This is a genomic window from Streptomyces sp. NP160 (assembly GCF_006335115.1).
Lineage (GTDB): Bacteria > Actinomycetota > Actinomycetes > Actinomycetales > Quadrisphaeraceae > Quadrisphaera.
Map to the genome: position 1 here is coordinate 297,447 of NZ_VDMJ01000024.1, position 25,278 is coordinate 322,724.

The following is a 25,278-nucleotide window of genomic DNA, read 5'->3' on the forward strand; positions in this document are numbered from 1 at the left end:
CCCTGTGAGCCTACTCACCAGCCCGGGAGGCGCCACGCGTCACCCTGCCGACCGAGTGGTGCCGTGCCCGTACAGTGGGCCCGACCGTGCCCTGGAGACCGACGCCCCCTGCCCGGAGGCGGGTCGCCAGCCCCCTGCTCCAGCGAGGACCGCGACCGCTCGTGACCGCCGTCGAGGACGCCCGTGGCGCCCGCTCCCGCTGGACCCGGCGCCAGCGGGTGGCCGGCTTCGTCGCACTGACCAAGCCGCGCATCATCGAGCTGCTCCTCATGACGACGGTGCCGACTATGATGCTCGCGCAGCGCGGCCTGCCGCCCCTGTGGCTGCTCGGCGCCACCCTCGTGGGCGGGACGCTGGCAGCGGGCAGCGCCAACGCCCTCAACTGCTACATCGACCGCGACATCGACATGCGGATGCACCGCACGGGCAAGCGCCCGCTGGTCACCGGCGTGGTCTCGCCGCGCGAGGCGCTCGTCTTCGGCCTGGTGCTCGGCGTGCTGTCGGTGGCGTGGCTCGGGCTGGTCGTCAACGGGCTCTCGGCGCTGCTCGCGGCGCTGGCGATCGCCTTCTACGTGGTCGTCTACACGCTCGGCCTCAAGCGCCGCACCAGCCAGAACATCGTCTGGGGCGGGGCGGCCGGCTGCATGCCGGTGCTCATCGGCTGGTCCGCCGTGACCGGCTCGCTGAGCTGGACGCCCTGGGTGCTCTTCGCGGTCATCTTCCTCTGGACCCCGCCGCACTACTGGCCCCTGTCCATCAAGTACCGCGCCGACTACGCCGAGGTCGGCGTGCCGATGCTGCCGGTGGTCGCGTCCCCGCTCACCGTGGGCCGGCAGGTGGTGGCGTACGCCTGGGCGATGGTCGCGGCGACGCTCGTGCTCGTGCCGATCGCGCCGACCGGCCCGGTGTACGCCGTCGCCTCGGTGCTGCTGGGCGGCTGGTTCCTCCTCGAGTCGCACGCGCTGCTCCGGCGCGCCAAGCGCGTCACCTCTGCCGACGAGGTCGGCGCCATGCGCCTGTTCCACACCTCGATCAGCTACCTGACGCTGCTCTTCCTGGCGCTCGCCGTGGACGCCGTCGTCCCGCTGCAGCCGCTCTTCTCCTGATCCGCTGACGCGCTGGCCGACCGCTCGCTGACCGCCTGACGGGCGCAGCAGGCCCCACCAGGGCCGGCTGCGCCGTCCGTCGTCGCCCTGGGCTCCCCGTGCCGGTCAGGACGCGGCGCGGAGCACCCCACGGCCCGCTGCCGAGCGCACGGGTGCGAACCCCACGGGCAGGACCAGCCCGTTCCCGATCCCGTCCTCCGCGCCGCGACAGGGGCCGCGCGGCGGAGGCGTCAGGCGGTGCGGGGGAGCGCGGCGCCGGTGCGCTCGCGCAGCGACGTCCACAGCGCCGTCACGGCCACCACGAGCAGGCAGGCGCCCAGCATGTGCAGCGCCACGAGCGGCACCGGCAGGGCGGTGGCGTACTGCACGTAGCCGACGGCCCCCTGCAGGACCACCACGCCGAGCACCCACCAGCCGCGGCGCCTCGCCGCGGCGGGAGACGGCGAGGTGTGCAGGGCCACCAGGAGGCCGACCAGGAGGCCGACCAGCAGCAGCACGAGGTCGGCGTGGAGCCAGCTGACGGTGCGGGGGTCGAGGGCGTAGCGGGCGGGCTCCTCGGCGTCGCCGGAGTGCGGGCCGGCGCCCGTGACCACGGTGCCGACGGCGAGGACGGCGGCCGTGACCGCCGCCAGGCCCACCCCGAGCAGCCGGACGGCGCGGTGCACCAGCGGACGCGGCGGCCCGTCGCCCTCCACCGCCCGCAGCAGCAGCAGGGTGGAGGCCGCGACCAGCACCATCGACACGAGGAAGTGCACCGACACGGTGATCGGCGACAGGCGCGTCAGCACCGTGATGCCGCCGATCACGGCCTGCAGGAGCACCCCCACGACGGGCACGGCGGCGAGGGCGCGCAGGCGGCGGCGGGGTGCGCCGTCCGGCCCGCGCAGCCGCCACACCGCCACGAGCGCGGCCACCGCGAGCACGAGCACGAGGAACGTCAGCGTGCGGTTGCCGAACTCGATGTACTTGTGGAAGCCCTCCTCCTGGTGGACGGTCGGCACGTAGGAGCCGGGGGCGCACTGCGGCCACGTGGGGCAGCCCAGGCCGGAGCCGGTGAGGCGCACCAGCCCACCGGTGACGACGATGCCGACCTCCGCGACGAGGTTGGCCAGCAGCACGGCGCGGGTGCCGCGGCCGAGGCCGCCGGCCGCGGGCCCCTGCGGCGAGGGCGTCGCGGAGCCGTGGCGGGCCGTGGTGCTGGTCACCCCAGAAGGGTAGGCGGGCGCGGGGACCGCTCCGGCCGTCCGGCGGCGCCACCGGCTGTCGGGTGCGCCACAGCGCGCGGCCCGGTCAGCTCCAGCGGAAGGTGCGCACCACCAGCGCGCCGGCGAGCGCGGCCCAGACGACGAGCACCGCGCACGGACCCAGCGCGAGCGAGCCGTCGAGCGCAGCGGCCCGCACGGCGTCCCCCAGGGCCGCGGACGGCAGCAGCGCGAGCAGCGGACCGGCGGCCCCCGCGGCCTCGCGGGGCACCAGCAGGCCCGCCCCGGCGAGCAGGACCCACGCCAGGTTGGCCACGGCCAGCACCGCCTCGGCGCGCAGCGACCCCGCCAGCAGCAGGGCGAGCGCCGCGAAGGCGGCGGTGCCGAGGAGCAGGGCCAGGAGCAGCAGCGGCACCGCGGCCGGGCCGGCGGCCAGCGGCCGCCACCCCAGCGCGAGCGCCAGCGCGCCGAGCACCACCACCTGCAGCGCCTCGACGGCGAGCACGGCCAGGCCCCGTCCCAGCAGCAGCCCCGACCTGCCCAGCGGCGTGGTGGCCAGCAGCCGCAGCACCCCGTAGCGGCGGTCGAAGCCGAGAGCGATGGCCTGCCCGGTGAAGGCCGTGGAGAGTACCGCCAGGCCCAGCACCCCGGGCGCGACGACGTCGATGCGCGGCAGCTGCGCCAGCGACGCGGGGACGACGACGGCCCCCACGGGCGTGCGCGCCAGCACCAGCAGCGCCAGCGCGGGCAGGAAGAGGCTGACGAGCAGCTGCTCGCCGTTGCGCAGCAGCACGCCCACCTCGAAGCGGGCCTGGGCGAGCACGCGCCGGGCGGGCGGCGCGGCGGCGCCGCCGGGCGTCAGGACGAGCCCGTCCGCCGTCGTCGTCCTCATGCCGCCCACCGCGACGGACCTCCGGTCAGCTCGAGCACGACGTCCTCCAGGGAGCGCCGCCCCACGGCCAGGCCCTCCGGCAGCACTCCCTGGGCGGCGCACCAGGAGGCGGCGGTGGCCACCACCTGCGGGTCGACGGCGCCGGGCTGCAGGGCCGTCACCTCGTAGCGCCCGGGCTCGGCCTCGTCGGTGGCCACGGTGGTGGGCAGGGCGGAGCGCAGCGCCTCCAGCGGCAGGCCGGCGGGGGCGCCGAAGCGCAGCACCTCCGGGCCCGAGGACGTCAGCTGCGCCACCGTGCCGGAGGCCACGGCGCGGCCGTCTCGGACGACGACGACGGCGTCGGCGAGGCGCTCGGCCTCGGCCATGGAGTGCGTGGTGAGCACCACGGCCGCGCCCGCGGCGCGCAGCTGCTCCAGCAGGTCCCAGACCACGGCGCGGGCGTGCGGGTCCAGGCCGGTGCTGGGCTCGTCGAGGAAGGCGAGCTCGGGGCGCCCGACCACGGCGCACGCCAGCGCCAGGCGCTGCTTCTGCCCGCCGGACAGGCGGCGCACGTTCGTCCGCCCGAACTCGTCGATCCCCAGCAGGCGGGCCAGCGCGGGGACGTCCATGGGGTCGGAGTGCTGCGCGGCCACCAGCCGCAGCACGGCCTCGGCGGGGGCGCCGCCGGGCAGGCCGCCGTCCTGCAGGAGCACGCCGGTGCGCGCCGCCAGGGCGCGGCCGTCGGTGCGCGGGTCGAGCCCGAGGACCTCCAGGCCGCCCCCGTCGGGGCGGCGCAGCCCGGTGCAGCACTCGACGAGCGTGGTCTTCCCGGCGCCGTTCGGGCCGAGGACGGCCGTCACGGCGCCCCGCTGCGCCTCGAGGTCCAGGCCGTCGAGCGCGGTGCGGCGGCCGTACCGCTTGACCAGGCCGCGCACCACCAGCGCGGCGGCGGCGTCGCCGCGGGGTGGGAGCACGTCGGGAGTCTAGGTCGGCCGCCGGCGGGCCTCCCGCTGCGTGATCGCCGGTGCGTGACCGTGCTCACGCCCGCTCACCCCTGATCAGCGGCGCTGCGGGGGAAGGGGATTAGGGCACCATGGTGTTGTGCAAAGCATGGACACCTCCGAGACCCCGGGCGTCGCGCACGCCTCGGCGGCGCCGGAGCTGGCCGCGGCGAGCACCCGGGAGCGCGTCTCGCGCACCGTGCTGGCGCGCGGTCCGGTGACGGCCGCGCAGCTCGCGGCGGACCTCGGCATCACCCCCGCCGCCGTGCGCCGCCACCTGGACGCCCTCGCCGCCGACGGCCTCGTGCGCCAGGCGCCCCTGCCCGCCGGTGCCGCCGGCCGCGGCCCGGGCCGCCCCGCCCGGGGGTGGGTGGCCACGCAGGCCGGCCACGCCGCCGCCCCGGGCGCCTACGACGACCTCGCCGCGGCCGCTCTCAGCGCCCTCGAGCGCGAGGCCGGCCACGAGGCGCTGGAGCGGTTCGCCCGCCAGCGCGCCGACGAGCTGGTGGCCCGCCACCGCCCGAGCGTGGACGCCGCCGGCGCCGCCCCCGCGGCGCGCGCCGGAGCGCTCGCCGAGGCCCTCACCGCCGACGGCTACGCTGCCCGCACCGCCGTCCTCGGCAGCCCGCGCAGGTCCGCCGCAGCGCCGGGACCGGGCCAGGCGCCGGTGCCGACCGCGCTCCAGCTGGTGCAGGGCCACTGCCCCGTGCAGGCCGTCGCCGGCAGGCACCCCGAGCTGTGCGAGGCGGAGACCGCCGCCTTCGCCCGCCTCATCGGCGCGCCGGTCCGCCGGCTGGCCACCCTGGCCGCCGGCCACCACGCGTGCACCACGCACGTGACGACCACCACGAGCAGCCCCACCAGCACGCCGACGAGCACGCAGACCAGCAGCACCCGACAGACCCCGCAGACGTCGCACCCCACCCAGGGACGGAGCGCATGAGCACAGACACCAGCCCCGAGCTCAACGACATCGAGGCTCGCAACCCCGAGCTCGCCGGTCTCGGCACCTACCAGTACGGCTGGGCGGACCCCGACGCCGCCGGCGAGACCGCCCGCCGCGGCCTGTCCGAGGACGTCGTGCGCGACATCTCCGCTCGCAAGGGCGAGCCCGAGTGGATGCTGCGCACCCGCCTCAAGGCGCTGAAGATGTTCGGCCGCAAGCCCATGCCCGACTGGGGCAGCGACCTGTCCGAGATCGACTTCGAGAACATCAAGTACTTCGTCAAGTCGACCGAGAAGCAGGCCACCAGCTGGGACGACCTCCCGGCCGACATCAAGAGCACCTACGACCGGCTCGGCATCCCCGAGGCGGAGAAGCAGCGCCTGGTCGCCGGCGTCGCCGCGCAGTACGAGTCCGAGGTGGTCTACCACCAGATCAACGAGGAGCTCGAGCGCCAGGGCGTCATCTTCCTGGACACCGACTCCGGGATGCGCGAGCACCCGGAGCTGTTCCAGGAGTACTTCGGCTCCGTGATCCCCCCGGGCGACAACAAGTTCGCCGCACTCAACACGGCCGTGTGGTCGGGCGGGTCCTTCATCTACGTGCCGCCGGGCGTGCACGTGGAGATCCCGCTGCAGGCCTACTTCCGGATCAACACCGAGAACATGGGCCAGTTCGAGCGGACGCTGATCATCGCCGACGAGGGCTCCTACGTGCACTACGTCGAGGGCTGCACGGCGCCGATCTACAAGTCGGACTCGCTGCACTCCGCGGTGGTCGAGATCGTCGTGAAGAAGAACGCCCGCGTGCGCTACACGACCATCCAGAACTGGTCGAACAACGTCTACAACCTCGTCACCAAGCGGGCGACCGCGGCCGAGGGCGCCACCATGGAGTGGATCGACGGCAACATCGGCTCCAAGGTGACGATGAAGTACCCGGCGATCTTCCTCATGGGCGAGCACGCCAAGGGCGAGACGCTGTCCATCGCCTTCGCCGGCGAGGGCCAGCACCAGGACGCCGGCGCCAAGATGGTGCACGCCGCGCCGCACACCTCCAGCTCGATCATCTCCAAGTCGGTGGCGCGCGGCGGTGGCCGCAGCTCCTACCGCGGCCTGGTCCAGGTGCTCGAGGGCGCCGGGCACTCGGCGTCGACGGTGCGCTGCGACGCGCTCCTGGTCGACTCGATCAGCCGCTCCGACACCTACCCCTACGTCGACGTCCGCGAGGACGACGTCTCCATGGGGCACGAGGCGACCGTCTCGAAGGTCTCCGAGGACCAGCTCTTCTACCTCATGAGCCGCGGCATGGCCGAGGACGAGGCGATGGCGATGATCGTGCGCGGCTTCATCGAGCCCATCGCCCGGGAGCTGCCGATGGAGTACGCCCTCGAGCTCAACCGGCTCATCGAGCTGCAGATGGAAGGAGCGGTCGGCTGAGCATGGCTGACACGTCCAACAGCACCACCACCCCCGCCGACGTCCAGACCGACGAGCACCTCGGTCTGGACGGCCTGGACGCCGGCCGCGATGACCTCGCGCTGGACCTGCCCGGGGGCGCTCCCGCAGCGCTCACCGCGGTGCAGGACGCACCGGCCGTGCCGGACGGCGGCTCGCCCGTGGGCTCGGCGCCGGCGCAGCACGGCCTGAACGCGCACAGCCACGGAGCGGGCGTCCCCGCCACCAACCGGGCCGAGCGCCGCACGTCGTTCGACCTCGCGGACTTCCCGGTGCCCAGCGGGCGCGAGGAGGAGTGGCGCTTCACCCCCGTCGACCGCGCCCGGGACCTGTTCGAGCCGGCCGGCGGCGCCGCCGCCGGCCTGCGGGTGCAGGTCACGGCCGCGGACGGCGTCACGCACCGCCGGTCCTCGGACGGGGCGGGCCGCGCCGGGAAGGGCTTCGTGCCCGGTGACCGCGCGGCGGCCGTGGCGTGGGCCGACGCCGCCTCGGCGGGTGCCGTCGACGTGGTCGCCATCGCCCCCGAGGCCGACCTCGCCGAGCCGGTGCTCGTGCGGGTCGCCAGCGACGCCCCGCGCTCGGCCGGCCACCTGGTCGTGCAGGCCGGTCCGTACAGCCGCGCCACCGTGGTGCTGGACCACTCCGGCTCCGGCCACGTCGGCAGCGGCGTGGAGGCCGTGGTCGGCGAGGGCGCGCACCTCGTGCTGGTCAGCGTGCACCAGTGGGAGGACGACGCCGTGCACCTCGCGCAGCACGACCTCCTCGTGGGCCGCGACGCGACCGTCAAGCACGTCGTGGTCACCCTGGGCGGCTCCCTGGTCCGCGTCGGCTCGACCGTCCGCTACGACGGCCCCGGCGGCGACGCGACCCTGCTGGGCGTGTACTTCTCCGACGCCGGCCAGCACCTGGAGCACCGCTCCTTCGTCGACCACGAGGCGGCCAACTGCCGCTCCAACGTCACGTACAAGGGCGCGCTGCAGGGCGAGACCGCCCGCGCGGTCTGGGTCGGTGACGTGCTCATCCGCGCGAGCGCGCTGGGCACCGACACCTACGAGCTGAACCGCAACCTCGTCCTCACCGACGGCGCCCGCGCCGACTCGGTGCCCAACCTCGAGATCGAGACCGGCGAGATCGTCGGCGCCGGCCACGCCAGCGCCACCGGCCGCTTCGACGACGAGCAGCTCTTCTACCTGCAGAGCCGCGGCATCCCGGAGGACCAGGCCCGCCGCATGGTGGTCCGCGCGTTCTTCGCCGACGTGCTGCAGCAGATCGGCGTCCGCTCGGTCACCGACCAGCTGATGGCCGCCATCGAGGCCGAGCTCGAGCTGGGCGAGGGCGAGGGGCCCGAGGACCTCCCCGTCGTCGCCGACGGCGTCGAGGCGGAGCTCGCCGGCTCCCGCCTGTGAGCGCGGACGCGGGGGCGGGCATGGTGCGCGTCTGCTCGGTGCGCGACGTCCCCGACCCGGGGGCGCTGCGCGTCGAGGTGCCGACCCCGTCGGGGACGGTGGCCGTCGCCGTCGTCCGCGACGAGGACGGCGAGCTGCACGCCGTCTCGGACACCTGCAGCCACCAGGCCGTCTCCCTGTCCGAGGGGGACGTCGAGGGCTGCATGATCGAGTGCTGGCTGCACGGGTCGGCGTTCGACCTGCGCACCGGGCGCCCGAGCGCGCTGCCCGCCGTCCACCCCGTGCCCGTGTACGCCCTGGCGGTGGACGGCGACGACGTGCTCGTCGACGCCACCGCCGACATCGGCCCCGCGGCCGAGGCGCGCTGAGCGCGCCGACGAAGACCTGACTGAAGACCCGAGGAGCACCCGCATGGCCACTCTGGAGATCCGTGACCTCCACGTCACCGTGGACACCCCCGACGCCGGCGCCAAGGAGATCCTCCGCGGCGTCGACCTGACCGTCCGCGCGGGCGAGACCCACGCGATCATGGGCCCGAACGGGTCCGGCAAGTCGACGCTGGCGTACTCGATCGCCGGTCACCCCCGCTACACCGTCACCGGCGGCACCGTGACGCTGGACGGCGAGGACGTGCTGGCCATGAGCGTGGACGAGCGCGCCCGCGCCGGCCTGTTCCTGGCCATGCAGTACCCCGTCGAGGTGCCGGGGGTGACGGTGTCCAACTTCCTGCGCACCGCCAAGACCGCCGTCTCCGGCGAGGCGCCGTCGCTGCGGCACTGGACCAAGGACGTCAAGAGCGCCATGGACGCGCTGCGCATGGACCCGGCCTTCGCCGAGCGCAACGTCAACGAGGGCTTCTCGGGCGGTGAGAAGAAGCGCCACGAGATCCTGCAGATGGAGCTGCTCAAGCCCAAGGTGGCCGTCCTCGACGAGACCGACTCCGGCCTCGACGTCGACGCGCTGCGCATCGTCTCCGAGGGCGTCAACCGCGTCCGCGAGACCGGCGAGACCGGCCTGCTGCTCATCACGCACTACACGCGCATCCTGCGGTACGTGAAGCCCGACTTCGTCCACGTCTTCGTGGCCGGCCGCGTGGCCGAGGAGGGCGGTCCGGAGCTGGCCGACGACCTCGAGGAGAACGGCTACGACCGCTTCCTCGACTCCTCCTCGCCGGTGACCGCCTGATGTCCGACGTCGACGTCGCGGACGTCGAGGAGGCCCTCAAGGACGTGGTCGACCCCGAGCTCGGCATCAACGTGGTCGACCTGGGCCTCGTCTACGGCCTGACCGTGGAGGAGCCGCGCACCGCGGTCATCGACATGACGCTCACCTCGGCGGCGTGCCCGCTGACCGAGGAGATCGAGGCGCAGGTGGCCCAGGTGCTCGACGGCGTGGTGGACGACCACCGCATCAACTGGGTGTGGATGCCGCCGTGGGACATGCAGAAGATCACCGACGACGGCCGCGACCAGCTGCGGGCGCTCGGCTTCAACGTCTGACGACCGACGTGCAGGACCCCGTCGCAGGCCCTCCCCGGGCCTGCCCGACGGGGTCCTGCGCGTCCGGCACCACGTCCGGCGCCACGTCCGTCGGAGCAGAGCGGTGAGCAGCCGCCTGGTCGAGGTGGAGCCCGAGCGGCTGTCCGGCTGGGTCCAGCGCTTCACGGCCTCCCACGGGGCGGTGCGGCTGGCGGAGGCGCCGGAGCGGCTGCTGCTGCGCGCCGCCGACGGCGAGGCCGCCGACCTCGAGGTGCCCTGGCCCCCGCTGCCCGCCCCCGTCGTCTCCCCGTCCCTCTCCGCCGCGGTTGCTGAGGACGACGACGCGGGCGCGCGCGTGGCCGCGCTGGCCGCCCACGCCGCCGCCGACCGGACGGCGCTGCTGGTGCTCGTGCGCCGCGGCGGGTGGGCCGTGGGCCTGGCGCGGGGCGGGGAGCTGCTCGACGGCGCGCACGGCACGCGCTACGTGCAGTCCCGCACCGCCGCCGGCGGGTGGAGCCAGCAGCGGTACGCCCGCCGGCGGGCCAACCAGGCCGACGGCCTGGTCTCGGCGGCCCTCGACGGCCTGGGGGCGCTGCTCGCACGCGCCGGTGGGCCCTCCGGGCCGCTGGCGCCCCAGGTGCTGGTGCCGGGTGGGGACCGCCAGCTCGTGGCCGGCGTCCTGGACGGCGTGCCCGCGCCCGCGGCGTCGCAGCTGCTGGCCCTGCCGCGCGGCCCGCTGCTCGACGTCCCCGACCCGCGGCGCGCGGTGCTCGCCGCGGCCGCCCGCCGCGCCCGGTGCGTGCGCGTCCGGGTCGGACCTCTGGCACCCTGAACACGTGATCACCACACGACGCAGCGTGATGACCATCCTCGCCGGCGCGGGCTTCGCCCTCGCCCTCACCGGGTGCTCCGCCGTCGGCGACGTCGCCTCGGCCGCGGGGGAGGGCGCCAGCTCCGCGGCCGCAGGAGCCGCGCGTGACGCGGCGCTGTCGCAGGTGTGCGGCTACGTCTCCGACGGCCAGCTCTCCGACGCGGACCTGCAGCAGCTGCGGGCCGCGGTGCGCGCCGCCGAGGCCGCCGGGGTCGAGGGCGACGTCATCACCCGGGCCGACACCCTCCTCGGCGACGGCGGCCCAGACGAGGGCCAGGTCGAGCAGCTGCAGCAGGCGTGCGCGCAGGCCGGTCAGGGCGAGCCGGGCAGCTCCTGAGGGCCGGCTCGCGCCACCGCGCGGGCCGGCGCCGCCAGCCGCGCGACGTGCAGGAGGCCCGCTCCCGGGGCGTCCGGGTGCGGGCCTCCTGCGCGGTCGCGGGGGTCAGCGGGCGCGGCGGGTGAGCTTCCAGGCGCCGGGCAGGGCGACACCGGCGACGACGGCCTTGACCAGGCCCCCCAGCAGGAACGGGGTGAAGCCCGCGGCGACCGCCTGCGAGGCGCTCATGCCGGTGGTCAGCGCCAGCCACGGGACGCCGACGGCGAAGACCACCAGCTGGCCGGCGGCGAACAGCGGCACCGCGCGCCACCAGCGGCGGTCAGCGCCGTAGCGGGCGGCCAGTCCGACGAGGAACGCGGCGGGCAGGAACCCGAGGATGTAGCCGCCGGTCGCGCCGAGCACCACGTGCAGGCCGCCGGAGGCCTCCGAGTAGAACGGCAGGCCGGCGGCCCCCAGCACGGCGTACAGGCCCATCGAGCTCAGCCCGCGCCACGGGCCGAGGGAGGCGGCCACGAGCACGAGGGCGAGCGTCTGGCCGGTGATCGGCACGGGGGTCCCCGGCAGCGGCACGACGACCTGCGCCAGCAGGGCCGTGAACAGCGCTCCGCCGGTCACCAGCAGCGCGTCGCGGACGCGGGTGGACGCGCCGACGGCGGGGACGAGGTCGGCGAGCACGGCGCGGCGGGGGAGCCGGCCGGAGAGATCAGCGGTGATGGCCACGGGGACACCCTGGCAGACGGGGGCTGCGCCGCCCAGGGGGGACGCCCGCGCCGACTAGACTGGGGAGGACATGATCACAGCGACCGACGTCGAGCTCCGCGCCGGCGCCCGCCTGCTGGTCTCGGGAGCCACCTTCCGCGTCGGTCGCGGCGACAGGGTGGGCCTCGTGGGCCGCAACGGGGCCGGCAAGACCACCCTCACCCGCGTGCTGTCCGGCGAGACCCAGCCGGCCGGCGGCTCGGTGACCTCCGACGGGCCCGTGGGCTACCTCCCGCAGGACCCGCGCACCGGCGACCTCGAGCAGTCCGCCATCGCGCGGGTGTTCTCGGCGCGCGGCCTGGACGACGTGGTGGCCAGGATGCGCACCGCCGAGGCCGAGATGGCCGGCGACGACCCGGCCGCCCGCGAGAGGGCCATGGACCGCTACGCCCGGCTCGAGGCGCGCTTCACCGCCGCCGGCGGGTACGCGGCCGAGTCCGAGGCGCACCGGATCGCGGCCAACCTCAACCTGCCCGAGCGCGTGCTCGCCCAGCCGCTGGGCACGCTGTCCGGCGGGCAGCGCCGCCGCGTGGAGCTGGCGCGCATCCTGTTCTCCGACGCCGAGGTGCTGCTCCTCGACGAGCCCACCAACCACCTCGACGCCGACTCCATCGTCTGGCTGCGCGACCACCTCAAGACCTACTCCGGCGGTCTGGTGGTCATCAGCCACGACGTCGGCCTCCTCGAGGCGGTGGTCACCAAGGTCTTCCACCTCGACGCCAACCGGTCCCAGCTGGACCTGTACAACGTCGGGTGGAAGCTCTACCTCGACCAGCGCCGCATCGACGAGGAGCGGCGCAAGCGCGAGCGCGCCAACGCCGAGAAGAAGGCCGGCGCGCTCATGGCCCAGGCCGACAAGATGCGCGCGAAGGCCACCAAGGCCGTGGCCGCGCAGAACATGGCCAAGCGCGCCGAGAAGCTGGTCTCCGGCCTCGAGGACGTCCGCCAGGCCGACCGCGTGGCCAGGCTGCGCTTCCCCTCGCCGGCCCCCTGCGGGCGGACCCCGCTCGCGGCGGAGCACCTGTCCAAGTCCTACGGGTCGCTGGAGATCTTCACCGGGGTGGACCTCGCCATCGACAAGGGCAGCAAGGTCGTGGTGCTGGGGCTCAACGGCGCCGGCAAGACCACGCTGCTGCGCCTGCTCGGGGGCGTGGAGACGCCGGACACCGGCGCCGTGGTGCCCGGGCACGGGCTGCGCCTGGGCTACTACGCCCAGGAGCACGAGACCATCGACGTCGCCAGGTCGGTGCTGGAGAACATGCGGTCGGCGGCACCGGACCTCGACGACACCGGCGTGCGGAGCGTGCTGGGCTCGTTCCTCTTCGTCGGGGACGACGTGCACAAGCCGGCCGGCGTCCTGTCCGGCGGGGAGAAGACGCGCCTGGCGCTGGCGATGCTCGTGGTGAGCGCCGCCAACGTGCTGCTGCTCGACGAGCCCACCAACAACCTGGACCCGGCCAGCCGCGAGGAGGTCCTCGACGCGCTGCGCCGCTACGAGGGCGCGGTCGTCCTCGTCACCCACGACGAGGGCGCCGTGCACGCCCTCGAGCCCGAGCGCGTCGTGCTGCTCCCCGACGGCCAGGAGGACCTGTGGAGCCCGGAGTACGCCGAGCTGGTCTCGCTGGCCTGACGCGCGCCCGGTCCGGCCGGCGCGGCCCCGGCCGGCTGACCTGCGGCGGAAGATCGTCGCAGCGGCTCCTGGACGGCTCCTGGGCGGCTCCTGGGCGGCTCCTGGGGGCCGTCCGGGGGAAGGTCTGGCGGTCCCGGCGCGGGAGGCTCGCGGAAGCGGCGCGGTAGGAGAAGATCGGTGCCGGTGGCACCGGGTGTGACGAGGTCGCACGATGGAGGGCACCATGGTCGTTCCGGGCACCGCCGAAGCACTGCGGTGGCCGGGCGCGGCCAGCAGGGGACTGGTCGAGGACGACTCAGGAGGGCAACACCGTGAGCGACAACCCAGTGATCAAGAAGGGCGCCCGCATCACCGGCGGCGAGCGCACCACGCTCGCCGACGACCTGAAGGCGAAGTACGCCCAGGGCGCCAGCATCCGCGCCCTGGCGGCGGAGACGGGCCGTTCCTACGGCTTCGTGCACCGCATCCTCACCGAGAGCGACGTCTCCCTCCGCAGCCGCGGCGGGGCGACGAGGGGGTCGCGCAAGGCGAGCTGAGCGGTCACCGGAGGCGGGTCCGCTCGAACAGCGTGGCGGCCCGCGTCCGGGAGGCACCACCTCGCCCCCGCGTCCGCAGCAGGTCCGCCGGGTGCGGGAAGCGCCGGGTCCCCGGCGCTGTTGACCACCGGCGATGAGCAGCACCAGCGGCTGGGCCGCCATGCGGTCGTTCAGCCGCGACGGGTCGGTGCGCGAGCACCGCCTCGCCCCGGGGACGCTGCGCCGCGTCGCGGCGCTGGCCCGGCCCCACCGGCGCCCCCTGGCGGTCTTCACCGCCCTGGTGGTCCTCGACGGCGCCCTGGTGGCCGTCCCGCCCCTGCTGCTGCGCCACCTCATCGACGACGGCGTCCGCACCGGGGACCGCTCGACCGTCGTCGTCCTGGCCCTCCTGGTGGCCGCCGTCGCCCTGGCCGAGGCCGGGCTGTCGCTGGTGCAGCGGTGGCTGTCCGCCAGGATCGGCGAGGGCCTCATCTACGAGCTGCGCAGCGCCGTCTTCGAGCACGTGCAGCGGCAGTCGATCGGCTTCTTCACCCGCAGCCAGACCGGCGCGCTGGTCTCGCGCCTCAACAGCGACGTGGTGGGCGCCCAGCAGGCGTTCACCTCCACCGCGGCGGGCGTGCTGTCCAACGCGGTGACCCTGGTGGCGGTGCTCACCGCCATGCTCGTGCTGAGCTGGCAGATCACCCTGCTGGCGCTGGTGGTGGTCCCGGCGTTCCTGCTCCCGGCGCGCCGCGTGGGCCGCCGGCTGGCGGCGCTGCGCCGGGAGGCGATGCAGCGCAACGCCGACCTGGGCGAGCGCATGACCGAGCGCTTCGGCGTGGCCGGGGCGCTCCTGGTCAAGACCTACGGCGACGACGGCGAGGAGTCCTCCCAGTTCCGCTCCCGGGCCGCCGCCGTCCGCGACGTCGGCGTGCGCACCGCCCTCAGCAGCAGGGTCTTCTTCGCCGGCCTCACGGCCCTGGCGGCGCTCGCGACCGCGATGGTCTACGGCGTGGGCGGGTGGCTGGCCATCAGCGGCGCCGTGACCACCGGCTCGCTCGTGGCCCTGGCCGCGCTGCTGGCGCGCCTGTACGGCCCCATCACGGGCCTGGCCAACGTCCAGGTGGACGTCATGACGGCCCTGGTCTCCTTCGAGCGGGTCTTCGAGGTGCTCGACCTCGTGCCCGCCGTGCGCGACCCCGAGCACCCGCGGGCGCTGCCCGCCGGTCCGCTCGACGTGGAGCTGGACGACGTCGTCTTCACCTACCCCGCCGTCTCCACGCTGGCCTCGCTGCAGGCCGGTGGTGCCGGGGGCCCCGCCGCCGACGCGCTGGAGGGCACCGGTGAGCGGCCCGTGGTGCGCGGCGTGAGCCTGCACGCCGGGGCGGGCCAGGTGGTGGCCCTCGTGGGCCGCAGCGGCGCCGGCAAGACCACTCTGGCCTCCCTGGTGGCCCGGCTGCACGACGTCGACTCCGGCAGCGTCCGCGTGGGCGGCGTGGACGTCCGCGAGACCTCCCAGGCGGAGCTGCGCCGCCGCGTGGGCGTGGTCAGCCAGGACGCGCACCTGTTCCACGACACCGTGCGCGCCAACCTCCTCTACGGGCGCGCCGACGCCTCCGAGGGCGACCTGTGGGCGGCGCTGGCCGCCGCCCGCGCCGACGGCGTGGTCAGGGGTCTGCCGGAGGGCCTCGACACCGTGGTGGGGGAGCGCGGCCACCGCCTGTCCGGCGGCGAGAAGCAGCGCGTGGCGCTCGCGCGGCTGCTGCTGCGCGCGCCCAGCGTCGTCGTCCTCGACGAGGCGACCGCCCACCTCGACAGCGAGTCGGAGCGGGCCGTCCAGGAGGCCCTCGACGCCGCGCTGGTGGGGCGCACGAGCATCGTCATCGCGCACCGCCTGTCCACCGTGCGCTCCGCCGACCTCATCTGCGTGGTCGACGACGGGCGCGTGGTGGAGCGCGGGCGGCACGAGGACCTGGTGGCCCGCGGCGGCCTCTACGCCGAGCTCCACCGCACGCAGTTCAGCGACGGCCCGGTGGCCGCCTGACGGGCCGCCGGGCGCTCAGCGAGCGCTCAGCGGCCGATCTGGCGCTCGCTGTCGCGCCGGGCTGCGGCGAGCATGGCCTCCACCTGGGCGTCCTCGACCTCCTCGTCGGTCGGCGGCCGGTCCGGGTCCCGCACCACCAGCTCGGCGCGGCGCTCGCGCCGGCCCGCGGCGACGTCGGCCTCGTAGGCGGCGCGGCGCAGGTGCACCACCAGGAAGACCCAGGCGCCCACGGCGAACAGCAGCCACTGCACGGTGTACCCGAGGTGGGGCCCCTCGTCCTGGCTCGGTGCGTCCGGCGCCTGCGGGGACGACGACGGCGCGGGGGACTCGCTGCCGCGCTCGAGCTCCCCGTAGGCCGCGGTGACCAGCTGCTGCCCGGCGCCGGCGCCCCCGGCGGCGGTCACGCCCGCCGCGACCGTGCCGGGCAGGTCGATCGCCTGCACCTGGCCGGGCGGGGCGCCGCGGCCGTCGACCGGCTCGGAGGGCCGCAGGCGCACCACGGCGCTGACGGCCCCCGCGGGCGGGTCGGGGACGGCGGACGGGGCGTCGGCCGTGGCCGGGTCGGGCGGGAGCCAGCCGCGGTCCACCACGAGCACGCGCCCGTCGTCGAGGCGCAGCGGCACGAGCACCTCGTAGCCGTAGCCGTCGTCGGCGTGCTGGCGGTGCCGCACGAGCAGGGTGGCCGACGTGAGGTAGGTGCCGCTGACCGCGACGGGGGTCCAGGTGCGCCCGGGCGGCAGCGACGGCGAACCGGCGGGCAGCACGCTGTTGAGGTCGACCGGGGCGCGGTCGTAGTTGGAGCGCACGAGCTCGATGGCGGCGACGCGCTCGGTGCGCCGGTCCCACTGCCAGTGGGCCAGCGCCAGGCACGCGAGCGTGAACAGCACGGCGAGGGCGATCGCCCTCAGCCATCGCCGCTGCAGGAGCAGCCGGTGCACCCCGCCACGGTACGGCGCCCGGCTGGATGCCCCCGCGCGAGCGGAGCGCTCCCGGAGGTGGGTCAGGCGGTGCGCTGACCGGCCAGGGGAGCCGGTCCGGCGACGGCCTCCACCTCGCGCAGGAACCCGCGGACCTGCAGGTGCGCGGTCAGGTGGTCGAGGTGCTCCCCGCACGCGAGCCAGGTCTTGCGCCGCTCGGGGGTGTGGAGGCGGGGGTTGTTCCACAGGAGGGCGTGGGCTGCGACGGCCCTGCACCCCCGTGCGCTGCAGACCAGGTCCGGGGCGGGCTCGTGCAGCTCGAAGGCCATGGCCCCATGGTCGCACCCGCGCGGGCCCCGGGGGAACCCCGCGCGTCCTGCGGGTTGCCCGGGGGTGAACGGCGCGGCGGCTGGAGCGGACGCTCCACGGTCGTCCGGGGAGCGCGGCGGCGCTGGGGGCGCCGGGCGGTGGGGGGCCGCCCGGCGCCGGCGCGAGCCGACGGGGGGACGTCTCGCACCACCAAGATCGTGCACCGGCGGACAGGGGGGACGCACCAAGATCGCGGCGCTGTCACCCCACCGGTGGACCGGCCCCGACGAACGGTCACCCTCACGCCTCGGAAGATCACGCTGCGTGATCAACAGTGGGGCGAGGGACCTGCCGGGCGGTCCCGCCGGTCAGCTGGCGCGGGCCTGCGGAGGCTCGTCGTCGTCGCGGGCGGTGGCGCCGTCGGTGCGCGCCGCCGGCGGGACCACCCGGTCGGCCGAGCGCGCAGCGGGCTGCTCCGCCGCGCGGCCCGGGGCGGGCTCCGCGCCGCGGTCCACCGTCTCGCCGCGCACCACCTGGACCGGGCGCAGGGCGGCGGGCTCGGCGGCGGGCTCCTCCCGGTGCGGGGAGGGCACGTCTCGCACGGACCGGCCAGAGCCCCAGGCCACCGGCAGGCGCTCCCGGCCCGCGTTGGCGATGAGCACCGCCACGTAGGGGAGGAAGATCGCGCCCACCGCGGCGACCCACCGCCACGGGCTCGGCAGCACGAAGATGAGCCCGAAGCACAGCACGCGGATGCCCATCGTGATGCTGTACTTCAGCATCCGGGAGTTGATGTCGTCCTGGTGGGAGCGCCCGACGGACGTGATCGACGGGGTGGTGGAGCTGCTCCGCCGGTCCGGACGCGGGGTCTGCGTGCGAGCCACGGGTCAACCGTACGTCGGAGGTGCCGGTAGCGTGCGCCGGCGAGAGCCGGACGTCGCGCTGCTCACACCGGGCGCGCGCCGCACCGGTCGACGCGACGTGACGGGACGAGGAGGGCCGCGGAGGCCCAGGAGCGGGGGTGGCGCGTGCCGGAGGGCCGCAGCGTGCTGGTGACCGGGGCCGACCGGGGGATCGGCCGGGCGATCGCCGCCGCGTTCGTCGCCCAGGGTGACCGCGTCGTCGGCACGTACCGCACCGGGCGCCCCGAGGACGTGCCCGAGGGCGCCCTCGCCGTGCAGGCGGATGTGACCGACACCACGTCGGTCGACGCCGCCTTCACCCGCGCCGAGGAGGCCCACGGCCCCGTGGAGGTGCTGGTGGCCAACGCCGGCGTCACCCGGGACGCGCTGCTCCTGCGCGCCACAGACGACGACTTCGCCGCCGTCCTGGACACCAACCTCGGCGGGGCGCACCGCTGCGCCCGCCGGGCCGCCAAGGGCATGGTCCGCCTCAAGCGGGGTCGCATCGTGCTCATCGGCAGCGTCGTCGGCCTGTACGGCTCGCCGGGCCAGGCCAGCTACGCGGCGAGCAAGGCGGCCCTCGTGGGCCTGGCCCGCTCGCTGACGCGCGAGCTGGGTGGTCGCGGCATCACGGCCAACGTCGTGGCGCCGGGGTACATCAGCACGGCCATGACGGACGCGCTCCCCGAGGCGCAGCAGCAGGCCTACCAGAAGGCGATCCCCGCCGGCCGCTTCGGCGCGTCCGACGAGGTCGCCGGCGTCGTGGCCTTCCTGGCCTCCGACGCCGCGGGGTACATCAGCGGGGCGGTCGTCCCCGTCGACGGAGGATTGGGGATGGGTCACTGATGGCTGGACTTCTCGAGGGCAAGCGCCTGCTCGTCACGGGGGTCCTCACGGACACCTCGATGGCGTTCCACGTCGCGCGCCTCGCGCAGGAGCAGGGCGCCACCGTGGTGCTCAGCAGCTTCGGGCGCCAGATGCGCATCACCGAGGTCATCGCGCGCCGCCTGCCGCAGCCCGCGCCGGTGGTGCAGCTGGACGTCTCCAGCGCCGAGGACCTGGGCGCCCTGGCGGGCCGCATCACCGAGCACCTCGGCGAGGGCGCTCAGCTGGACGGCGTCGTGCACTCCATCGGCTTCGCCCCGCAGGCGGTCATGGGTGACGGGTTCCTGTCCGCCGAGTGGAACGACGTCTCCACCGCGCTGCAGGTCTCCGCGTTCAGCCTGCAGTCGCTCGTCGTGGCCTGCCGCCCGCTGCTGGCGCCCGGCGCCGGTGTGGTCGGCCTGACCTTCGACGCCTCGCTGGCGTGGCCGGTGTACGGCTGGATGGGCGTGGCCAAGGCCGCCTTCGAGTCCGTGAGCCGCTACCTGGCCCGCGAGCTGGGCGGCGAGGGCGTGCGCTGCAACCTCGTGGCCGCCGGCCCGGTCCGCACCACCGCCGCCAAGGCGATCCCCGGCTTCGAGGCGTTCGAGAGCGTCTGGAGCGAGCGCGCGCCGCTGGCGTGGGACGTCAAGGACCCGGTGCCCCCGGCGCAGGCCTGCGTGGCGCTGCTGTCGGACTGGTTCCCCAAGACCACGGGCGAGATCGTCCACGTGGACGGCGGCGTGCACGCCGTCGGCGCCTGAGCAGCTCCGTCGTGGCCGACGGGCACCAGCCGGGCGGACCGCTGCACCGGCTGGTGCTCGTGCGGCACGGCAAGGCCGTCGCCGACGCCGCCGACGGCACCGACCGCTCCCGGGCCCTCGCACCGCGCGGCGCCGGCCAGGCGGCCTCCACGGCCGCCTGGCTGGCCACCCGCGGCCTCGGGGCTCCCGACCTCGTGCTCGTCTCCTCCGCGCTGCGCACGGCGCAGACCTGGGAGGCCATGGCCCCCGCGCTGCACCCGGGCACGGTCCGCGAGGAGCCGGAGCTGTACGACACGTCCTCGCAGGCGCTGGTGCACCTCGTGGCGGCCACGCCCGAGGAGGTGGGCGTGCTGCTCCTCGTCGGGCACGAACCCGTCGTGTCCGGCGCGGCCTCGGCGCTGGCCGGCGAGGGGTCCCGGGGCGAGGTCGTCGGGCAGGTGCTGGCCGGCGTGAGCACCGGCTCCGCCGTCGTCCTCGAGCTGGACCGCCCCTGGGCGGCCCTGCAGCAGGGGGCTGCGCGGCTGGTGGCGCTCCACACCCCCTGACGGGCCCTCGGCGGGTCAGCCGGCGCGCAGGTGCGCCCACACCACCTTGCCCCCGGGCACCTCCTCGACGTGCCAGCGCACGGCGAGGGTGGTGACCACGAGCATGCCCCGGCCGCCGCCGTCGTAGGGGGCCACCAGCTCGGGGTGCGCCGCGGAGGTGTCCGACACCCCCACGGACGCCGAGGCCGAGTCGGCCTCGAGCAGCAGCTCCAGCGGCCCGGGCGCGTGCCGCACCGCGTTGGTCACCAGCTCGGAGACCACCAGGACGACGGCCTCGGTCAGCGACGGACCGGCTCCGGCCCGCGCGAGGTGCTCGGCGGCGGCGACGCGCCCGACCCGCGCGGACGCCGGCTCGGGCGCCAGCAGCAGGGTCAGGCGCAGCCCCACGTCAGGCCCCGCGTCAGCCCAGCGGCGTGGCCGAGGACGGCACCCGCTCGCTCTCGCGCACGGGCGGCGGGGGCGTGCCGTCGCCGAAGGGACGCCCGCCCAGCTGCTCGCGGTGGTGCGGCTCGAGCCACCCCGACAGGTCCGGGCCCTTCGGGACGGTGCCGGAGGGGTTGATGTCGCGGTGCACGCGGTAGTAGTGCGCCTTGATCTGGCTGAAGTCGGTGGTGTCCCCGAAGCCGGGGGTGGTGAACAGGTCGCGGGCGTACGCCCACAGCGCCGGCATCTCGGAGAGCTTGGTCCGGTTGCACTTGAAGTGGCCGTGGTAGACGGCGTCGAAGCGGGCGAGGGTGGTGAACAGGCGCACGTCGGCCTCGGTGATGGTGTCGCCCACCAGGTAGCGCTGCGTGCTCAGCCGCTCCTCCAGCCAGTCCAGCGCGGTGAAGAGCCGGTCGTAGGCGGCCTCGTAGGACTCCTGCGACCCCGCGAAGCCCGCCCGGTACACGCCGTTGTTCACCTCGGTGTAGATGCGGCGCACGACCGCGTCCAGCTCGTCCCGCAGCGGCTCGGGGTAGAGGTCCGGGGCACCCTCGCGGTGGTGCTCGGTCCACTCGGTGGACAGGTCCAGCGTCATCTGCGCGAAGTCGTTGGTGACGACGGCCCTCGTGGGGACGTCCACCAGCGCCGGAACGGTGATGCCGCGCGGGTAGTCGGGGAAGCGCGCGAAGTACGCCTCCTGCAGGCGCTCGTAGCCGAGCACCGGGTCGCGACCGCCCTCGTCGAGGTCGAAGGTCCAGCTGCGCTCGTCGTGGGTGGGACCGCAGAGCCCGAGCGAGATCGCGTCCTCCAGGCCCAGCAGGCGGCGCACGATGATGGCGCGGTTCGCCCACGGGCAGGCCCTGGCCGCCACGAGCCGGTACCGGCCCGCCTCGACGGGCCACAGCTGGGTGCCGTCAGGGCCCTCGTGGGGGCCGGCGCCCGACGGGGCGCCGCTCTCGCGGACCACGCGGTCGGTGATGTAGCGGGTGTCGCGGGTGAACTCCTGGCCCGGCGTCGAGTAGACCCCGGGGGTCGAGTGCTCCGCGTGCTCGTCGACGGCGCTGCTGCTCACGGCCCGACCCTAGGCGGGGGCGGCGGCGCACGCCTCCGAGGAGTCGCCCGCTCGGACTGCCGCTCGGACTGCCGCTCGAGCCGGGCCGGGTGCACCATGGACGTGCGAGAGCCGGAGACTGACCCCCCGAGCGCGGAGGTGGCCCGTGAGCACGGGTGCGCTGCCAGGTCCTGAGCCGCACGCCGCGGCGCCCGACGTCCTGCCGGTCCTGTCCGCGGGCAGGCACCGCAGCCCCCGGGGCGGGGCCTGCTTCATGGAGATGGCCTCCTACCTGGCGGGGGAGCGGTGGAGCGACCACCCGTCCTGCACCGACCCCCTGCTGGCGACCGCCGCCCGCTGCGTCAACGACCGCACCAGTGACGGCGCCCGGGCGCGCCTGGGTCTGCTGGTGCCCGAGGTGGTCGGCCTGACCAGCGACGACCCGCACCTGCCGCCCCGCCTCGTGCGGACGGCGGCGGCGCACGCCCTGCCGGTGGCCGCCGAGCCGCGCCAGCGCGTGCTCGCCGTCGCCGTGCTCACCAGCGACGGCGTGCTCGCGGAGCTGGACGGGCGCGACGAGGCCCTGCTGGAGCCGGCCACGCTGGCCGCGCTGCGCCGGGCCCCGGGCGCGCAGCGGTGGGCCGCCCGCTTCGTGGAGGAGAACCGCCCGCGCCGCCGCGGCCGGCCGGGGGCGCGCTCGCGGGAGTTCGCGCGGCGCACCGCCCCGCAGCTGGTGGCGCTGGCCGTGGGGGCCCTGGCCGACACCGGGCGCGCCGACGCGGACGACCGCCTGCGCGCGATGCTCGCGGACCTCGTGGCGGAGGTCCGCCGGCACGCGGTGCCAGGGGCGCAGCGGCCGCCCGCGCCGGTGGTCGCGCAGCGGTGGGTGGAGGCGGTGGCGCTCACGGCGTCCCGCTGACCGCCGGGTCCGGGGGCCCGCGGCCCGACCCTGTGATCGGCCCATAATGAGAACCGTTACTGTTCCGGTGTGGAGGCGGTGCGGGTCCGTGGGCTGACGGTCGCGTCGGCGGAGCGGGCCCTGCTGCGCGGCGTCGACCTCGACGTCCCCGAGGGGGGCCTCCCGGGGGCGCGGACGGCCCTCGTCGGGGCGTCCGGGTCGGGCAAGTCCCTCACCGCCGCCGCCGTGCTGGGGCGCGGGCTCCCCGGGCTGCGGGTCACCGGGTCGGTCCGCGTGGGCGGCGCGGAGGTGCTCGGCGTCCCGCCGCAGCGCCGGCCCGCCGCGAGCCGGGCGAGCAGCGTCGGCCAGGACCCGTCGCGGGCCCTGCACCCGCTGGTCGCGGTGGGCGCGCAGGTCGCCTCGCCCCTGCGCGCCCAGGGGCTCAGCCGCCGCGCCGCCCGGTCGGAGGCGCTGGACCTGCTGGCCGCGGTGGGCCTCGCCGGCGGGCGCGCCGTCGCGGACGCCCGCCCGGGCGAGCTCTCCGGCGGCCAGCGCCAGCGCGCCTGCCTGGCCCTCGCCCTGGCCCGTCCCGGCCCGCTGGTCGTGGCCGACGAGCCCACCACGGCCCTGGACGTCGTCACCCAGACCGGCGTGGTCGAGCTGCTGCGCGAGCGCACCGGGGGGCCGGGCCAGCCGGCGCTGCTCTTCATCACCCACGACCTCGCCGTCGCCGCGCAGCTGTGCCAGCGGGTGGTGGTGGCGGCGGAGGGCCGGGTGGTCGAGACCGCGGTGTGCTCCCACCTCCTCGCCGGGCCCTCCAGTGCCGCGGGGCGCAGCCTGGTGACCGCGACGCGCCGAGCGGCCTCCGCGCTGCCGCCGCGCACCCCGGCCGGGGTGACCCCGTGAGCGCACCGCTGCTGAGCGCCCGCGGCCTCGTCCGCCGCTACCGCACCACCGGCGGCTCGCGGGCGGTGCTCGACGGCGTCGACCTCGACGTCCGCCCGGGGGAGTCCCTCGCGCTGCTGGGTCGCTCCGGCGCCGGCAAGTCGACGCTCCTGCGCGTCCTGCTAGCACTGGAGGCCGCCGACGCAGGCACCGTCACCGCCGCGGTGGGACCCGACGACGGCGAGCCCCGCGGCGTCCGGCCCCGCTGGCGCACCGGCGCCCTGCGCTGGTACCGACGGGCCGTCCAGCACGTCCCGCAGGACTGCGCCGCCAGCCTCGACCCCCGGCTCAGCGCGCTCGAGGCCGTGGAGCAGCCGCTGGTGCGGCTCGGCGTCCACCGCGCCGGCAGCGCCGCCGCCAGCGAGCGCGCCGCCGAGTGCCTCGAGGACGTCGGCGTCTCCGCCGCGCTGCACCACCACCGCCCGGGCCAGCTCTCCGGCGGCCAGGCGCAGCGCGTCGCCGTGGCGCGGGCGCTCGCGCCCCGTCCCGAGCTGGTGCTGGCCGACGAGCCGGTCAGCGGCCTGGACGCCCCGCTGCGCGAGCAGGTCCTGGACGCGCTCCACCGCGTGCGGCGCAGCACGGCGCTGGTGGTGGTCAGCCACGACCTGGCCGCCGTGGCCGCGCTGTGCGAGCGGACCGCCGTCCTGCACGCCGGTCGCCTCGTGGAGGACCGCGCCACCCGCGACGTGCTCGCCGACCCGCGCCACGAGGCCGTCCGCGAGCTCGTGGACGCGCTGCCGCGCCTGCCCGAGGCCCCTGACCGCTCCGCCGCTCTGACGGCCTGACGGCCTGACGGCCCGGGCTCAGCACCGGCGCCGGGCCGCGGCGCCCCTGACCAGCACCACCCGACCGCTCCTGGAGGACCCTTGTCCCGCTCCGCCCTGCTCCGGCGCAGCCCGCGCCGCCTGTCGCTGCTCCTCGCGGTGCCCGCCGCCGGCGCGCTGCTGCTCACCGGGTGCTTCGCCGGCACGCCCGGCAGCACCGACGACGCGGACGGCGCACCCGGCGCCAGCGCGGATGCCGGCGACGCGCGCATCCGCATCGCCCACCTGCAACCGCCGCGCTCGGGCTTCTCGACCATCACCGACGACGCCTTCAAGATGGGGCGCTGGTCGAACACCGAGACCCTCGTCACCCTCGACGAGGACGGGGACGCCCAGCCGCTGCTCGCCACCCGGTGGTCGCAGGTCGACGACACCACCTGGCGCTTCGTCGTCCGCCAGGGCGTGCAGTTCCACGACGGGCAGGCGCTGACCCCGGCCGCCGTGGTCGGGTCGCTCGGCGCGGCTGCCGCGGCGTCGCCCCCGCCGCGCATCCTCGACGGCGTGGGCCTGACCGCCGAGGTCGACCCCTCAGCCCCCGACGAGGCCGTGCTGGTGCGGACCGCGGCCGCCGACCCGCTGCTGCCGCAGCGCCTCTCCAGCCCGCAGCTGGCGATCATGTCGCCGGCCGCCTACTCCACCGACGGCTCCGGCACCACGGTGGTGGACCCGGTCCGGCACGCCACCGGGCCCTTCGTGCTGACCGCCGTCAACGGCACCTCGAGCGCCACCCTGGACCGCTTCGACGGCTACTGGGGCGAGCGGGCCGCGGCCGCCGGGATCGACGCCTCGTTCGTGCCCGACGGCACCGCGCGCGCCGCCGCGCTGCGGACCGGCACCGCCGACGTCGTCGAGGCGGTCCCCGCGGGCCAGGCGTCGCTGCTCGACCCGGCGCTGCTGCACGAGGTCAAGATGCCCCGGACCAACACCCTCTACCTGAACACCTCCAGCGGCGCCTTCGCCGACCCGGCGGTGCGCGCCGCAGCGCGCGAGGCCGTCGACGCCCGGCAGGTCGTCGACACCGTCTACGAGGGCCGCGCCGACGTCGCGCAGGGCCTGCTGGGCCCGGCGCTGCCGTGGACGGCCGACCGCCCGCAGCGCACCCAGGCCACCGCGCCGGCCGGCGCCGCGGACGGCAGGACCATCACCATCGGCACCTTCACCGACCGCGCCGAGCTGCCCGAGGTGGCCGTGCAGCTGCAGGCCCAGCTCGAGGCCGCCG

The 25,278-nt window shown here is 76.2% G+C and carries 28 protein-coding genes; 19 read left to right on the plus strand and 9 right to left on the minus strand.

The window, feature by feature from the left end:
• Positions 1–161 precede the first annotated feature (161 nt).
• Positions 162–1,106, plus strand: coding sequence for a heme o synthase (locus tag FHN55_RS14020; RefSeq protein ID WP_139712897.1), 945 nt, complete (start codon positions 162–164; stop codon positions 1,104–1,106).
• Between the two features lie 230 nt (positions 1,107–1,336).
• Here the strand turns inward: FHN55_RS14020 and FHN55_RS14025 are convergent, their stop codons facing one another.
• The 3 genes from FHN55_RS14025 to FHN55_RS14035 form a co-directional block, all read right to left on the minus strand.
• The gene (locus FHN55_RS14025) at positions 1,337–2,311 is read right to left on the minus strand and encodes a heme A synthase (RefSeq protein ID WP_139712898.1); all 975 of its coding nucleotides are present in this window, start codon (positions 2,309–2,311) and stop codon (positions 1,337–1,339) included.
• Between the two features lie 85 nt (positions 2,312–2,396).
• Complete coding sequence (locus FHN55_RS14030) at positions 2,397–3,200, minus strand: ABC transporter permease (protein WP_139712899.1); 804 nt, start codon at positions 3,198–3,200, stop codon at positions 2,397–2,399.
• Positions 3,197–4,153 carry an ABC transporter ATP-binding protein gene (locus FHN55_RS14035; protein ID WP_139712900.1) on the minus strand — a complete coding sequence of 319 codons (957 nt, stop codon included), beginning with the start codon at positions 4,151–4,153 and terminating at the stop codon, positions 3,197–3,199. Before FHN55_RS14035 ends, FHN55_RS14030 begins: the two co-directional genes overlap by 4 nt.
• 136 nt (positions 4,154–4,289) lie before the next feature.
• Between FHN55_RS14035 and FHN55_RS14040 the strand changes: the two genes are divergently transcribed.
• The 8 genes from FHN55_RS14040 (at position 4,290) to FHN55_RS14075 (ending at position 10,672) form a co-directional block, all read left to right on the plus strand.
• Entirely contained in the window at positions 4,290–5,123 is an 834-nt protein-coding gene (locus FHN55_RS14040) for a metalloregulator ArsR/SmtB family transcription factor (RefSeq protein ID WP_139712901.1), read from the plus strand.
• Positions 5,120–6,562, plus strand: coding sequence for a Fe-S cluster assembly protein SufB (gene sufB, locus FHN55_RS14045; RefSeq protein WP_139712902.1), 1,443 nt, complete (start codon positions 5,120–5,122; stop codon positions 6,560–6,562). The genes FHN55_RS14040 and sufB overlap by 4 nt, the downstream gene beginning before the upstream one ends.
• A 140-nt stretch (positions 6,563–6,702) precedes the next feature.
• Positions 6,703–7,986, plus strand: a complete 1,284-nt coding sequence (sufD, locus tag FHN55_RS14050) for a Fe-S cluster assembly protein SufD (protein WP_373995738.1) — start codon at positions 6,703–6,705, stop codon at positions 7,984–7,986.
• 20 nt (positions 7,987–8,006) lie between these two features.
• On the plus strand, positions 8,007–8,354 hold the full coding sequence (locus tag FHN55_RS14055; RefSeq protein ID WP_139712975.1) for a non-heme iron oxygenase ferredoxin subunit: 348 nt from the start codon (positions 8,007–8,009) through the stop codon (positions 8,352–8,354).
• Between the two features lie 43 nt (positions 8,355–8,397).
• The gene (gene sufC, locus FHN55_RS14060; RefSeq protein ID WP_139712904.1) at positions 8,398–9,171 is read left to right on the plus strand and encodes a Fe-S cluster assembly ATPase SufC; all 774 of its coding nucleotides are present in this window, start codon (positions 8,398–8,400) and stop codon (positions 9,169–9,171) included.
• Positions 9,171–9,485 (plus strand): metal-sulfur cluster assembly factor, encoded by a 315-nt coding sequence (locus tag FHN55_RS14065; protein ID WP_139712905.1) that lies wholly within the window; start codon positions 9,171–9,173, stop codon positions 9,483–9,485. The genes sufC and FHN55_RS14065 overlap by 1 nt, the downstream gene beginning before the upstream one ends.
• Positions 9,486–9,588: 103 nt before the next feature.
• The gene (locus FHN55_RS14070; RefSeq protein WP_139712906.1) at positions 9,589–10,296 is read left to right on the plus strand and encodes an acVLRF1 family peptidyl-tRNA hydrolase; all 708 of its coding nucleotides are present in this window, start codon (positions 9,589–9,591) and stop codon (positions 10,294–10,296) included.
• A 4-nt stretch (positions 10,297–10,300) separates the two neighbouring features.
• On the plus strand, positions 10,301–10,672 hold the full coding sequence (locus tag FHN55_RS14075) for a hypothetical protein (protein WP_139712907.1): 372 nt from the start codon (positions 10,301–10,303) through the stop codon (positions 10,670–10,672).
• 105 nt (positions 10,673–10,777) lie between these two features.
• Here FHN55_RS14075 and FHN55_RS14080 read toward each other — a convergent pair whose 3' ends face one another.
• Complete coding sequence (locus FHN55_RS14080; RefSeq protein WP_257570978.1) at positions 10,778–11,392, minus strand: biotin transporter BioY; 615 nt, start codon at positions 11,390–11,392, stop codon at positions 10,778–10,780.
• A 70-nt stretch (positions 11,393–11,462) separates the two neighbouring features.
• On the opposite strand from FHN55_RS14080, the gene FHN55_RS14085 reads away from it, so the two are divergent.
• The 3 genes from FHN55_RS14085 (at position 11,463) to FHN55_RS14095 (ending at position 15,620) form a co-directional block, all read left to right on the plus strand.
• A complete protein-coding gene (locus FHN55_RS14085) occupies positions 11,463–13,061 on the plus strand; it encodes an ABC-F family ATP-binding cassette domain-containing protein (RefSeq protein WP_139712908.1) in 1,599 nt (532 codons plus the stop codon).
• Positions 13,062–13,372: 311 nt separating this feature from the next.
• Positions 13,373–13,597, plus strand: coding sequence for a helix-turn-helix domain-containing protein (locus FHN55_RS14090; protein WP_211319646.1), 225 nt, complete (start codon positions 13,373–13,375; stop codon positions 13,595–13,597).
• Positions 13,598–13,730: 133 nt separating this feature from the next.
• Positions 13,731–15,620: an ABC transporter ATP-binding protein gene (locus FHN55_RS14095; protein WP_139712909.1), complete on the plus strand. Its 1,890-nt coding sequence runs from the start codon at positions 13,731–13,733 to the stop codon at positions 15,618–15,620.
• A gap of 26 nt (positions 15,621–15,646) precedes the next feature.
• Here FHN55_RS14095 and FHN55_RS14100 read toward each other — a convergent pair whose 3' ends face one another.
• The 3 genes from FHN55_RS14100 to FHN55_RS22780 all read right to left on the minus strand — a co-directional run bounded on the left by FHN55_RS14100 (position 15,647) and on the right by FHN55_RS22780 (position 17,730).
• Positions 15,647–16,558 carry an SURF1 family protein gene (locus FHN55_RS14100; protein ID WP_180357831.1) on the minus strand — a complete coding sequence of 304 codons (912 nt, stop codon included), beginning with the start codon at positions 16,556–16,558 and terminating at the stop codon, positions 15,647–15,649.
• Between the two features lie 62 nt (positions 16,559–16,620).
• A complete protein-coding gene (locus FHN55_RS14105) occupies positions 16,621–16,866 on the minus strand; it encodes a hypothetical protein (RefSeq protein WP_139712911.1) in 246 nt (81 codons plus the stop codon).
• Positions 16,867–17,214: 348 nt separating this feature from the next.
• Positions 17,215–17,730, minus strand: a complete 516-nt coding sequence (locus FHN55_RS22780; protein ID WP_218974653.1) for a DUF3099 domain-containing protein — start codon at positions 17,728–17,730, stop codon at positions 17,215–17,217.
• Between the two features lie 144 nt (positions 17,731–17,874).
• Here FHN55_RS22780 and fabG point away from each other — a divergent pair, with 144 nt between their 5' ends.
• From fabG to FHN55_RS14125, 3 genes are read left to right on the plus strand one after another with little or no spacing between them, the layout of a single operon-like run.
• A complete protein-coding gene (gene fabG / locus FHN55_RS14115) occupies positions 17,875–18,594 on the plus strand; it encodes a 3-oxoacyl-ACP reductase FabG (RefSeq protein ID WP_139712912.1) in 720 nt (239 codons plus the stop codon).
• Positions 18,594–19,373, plus strand: a complete 780-nt coding sequence (fabI, locus tag FHN55_RS14120) for an enoyl-ACP reductase FabI (protein ID WP_139712913.1) — start codon at positions 18,594–18,596, stop codon at positions 19,371–19,373. The genes fabG and fabI overlap by 1 nt, the downstream gene beginning before the upstream one ends.
• Before the next feature lie 11 nt (positions 19,374–19,384).
• Positions 19,385–19,918: a histidine phosphatase family protein gene (locus FHN55_RS14125; RefSeq protein ID WP_139712914.1), complete on the plus strand. Its 534-nt coding sequence runs from the start codon at positions 19,385–19,387 to the stop codon at positions 19,916–19,918.
• Between the two features lie 15 nt (positions 19,919–19,933).
• Here FHN55_RS14125 and FHN55_RS14130 read toward each other — a convergent pair whose 3' ends face one another.
• Both FHN55_RS14130 and FHN55_RS14135 read right to left on the minus strand, forming a co-directional pair.
• Complete coding sequence (locus FHN55_RS14130; protein ID WP_139712915.1) at positions 19,934–20,305, minus strand: ATP-binding protein; 372 nt, start codon at positions 20,303–20,305, stop codon at positions 19,934–19,936.
• 13 nt (positions 20,306–20,318) lie between these two features.
• Positions 20,319–21,413: a glutathione S-transferase family protein gene (locus FHN55_RS14135; RefSeq protein WP_139712916.1), complete on the minus strand. Its 1,095-nt coding sequence runs from the start codon at positions 21,411–21,413 to the stop codon at positions 20,319–20,321.
• Between the two features lie 145 nt (positions 21,414–21,558).
• Between FHN55_RS14135 and FHN55_RS14140 the strand changes: the two genes are divergently transcribed.
• From FHN55_RS14140 to FHN55_RS14155, 4 genes are all read left to right on the plus strand, one after another.
• Positions 21,559–22,311, plus strand: coding sequence for a hypothetical protein (locus FHN55_RS14140; protein WP_218974654.1), 753 nt, complete (start codon positions 21,559–21,561; stop codon positions 22,309–22,311).
• 69 nt (positions 22,312–22,380) lie between these two features.
• The gene (locus FHN55_RS14145; protein ID WP_139712917.1) at positions 22,381–23,196 is read left to right on the plus strand and encodes an ATP-binding cassette domain-containing protein; all 816 of its coding nucleotides are present in this window, start codon (positions 22,381–22,383) and stop codon (positions 23,194–23,196) included.
• Positions 23,193–24,020: an ABC transporter ATP-binding protein gene (locus FHN55_RS14150; protein WP_139712918.1), complete on the plus strand. Its 828-nt coding sequence runs from the start codon at positions 23,193–23,195 to the stop codon at positions 24,018–24,020. Before FHN55_RS14145 ends, FHN55_RS14150 begins: the two co-directional genes overlap by 4 nt.
• 81 nt (positions 24,021–24,101) lie before the next feature.
• Positions 24,102–25,278 (plus strand): ABC transporter substrate-binding protein (locus FHN55_RS14155; protein ID WP_257570985.1); only part of this gene is annotated, 1,177 nt, incomplete at its 3' end.

Excerpts from the sequence above, each read along its gene's own strand:
- FHN55_RS14055 (WP_139712975.1), top strand. The coding sequence starts at position 8,007 with ATGGTGCGCGTCTGCTCGGTGCGCGACGTCCCCGACCCGGGGGCGCTG.
- FHN55_RS14095 (WP_139712909.1), top strand. The coding sequence starts at position 13,731 with ATGAGCAGCACCAGCGGCTGGGCCGCCATGCGGTCGTTCAGCCGCGAC.
- FHN55_RS14085 (WP_139712908.1), top strand. The coding sequence starts at position 11,463 with ATGATCACAGCGACCGACGTCGAGCTCCGCGCCGGCGCCCGCCTGCTG.
- FHN55_RS14105 (WP_139712911.1), bottom strand. The coding sequence starts at position 16,866 with ATGGCCTTCGAGCTGCACGAGCCCGCCCCGGACCTGGTCTGCAGCGCA.
- fabI (WP_139712913.1), top strand. The coding sequence starts at position 18,594 with ATGGCTGGACTTCTCGAGGGCAAGCGCCTGCTCGTCACGGGGGTCCTC.
- sufC (WP_139712904.1), top strand. The coding sequence starts at position 8,398 with ATGGCCACTCTGGAGATCCGTGACCTCCACGTCACCGTGGACACCCCC.
- FHN55_RS14065 (WP_139712905.1), top strand. The coding sequence starts at position 9,171 with ATGTCCGACGTCGACGTCGCGGACGTCGAGGAGGCCCTCAAGGACGTG.
- FHN55_RS14030 (WP_139712899.1), bottom strand. The coding sequence starts at position 3,200 with ATGAGGACGACGACGGCGGACGGGCTCGTCCTGACGCCCGGCGGCGCC.
- FHN55_RS14040 (WP_139712901.1), top strand. The coding sequence starts at position 4,290 with ATGGACACCTCCGAGACCCCGGGCGTCGCGCACGCCTCGGCGGCGCCG.
- sufB (WP_139712902.1), top strand. The coding sequence starts at position 5,120 with ATGAGCACAGACACCAGCCCCGAGCTCAACGACATCGAGGCTCGCAAC.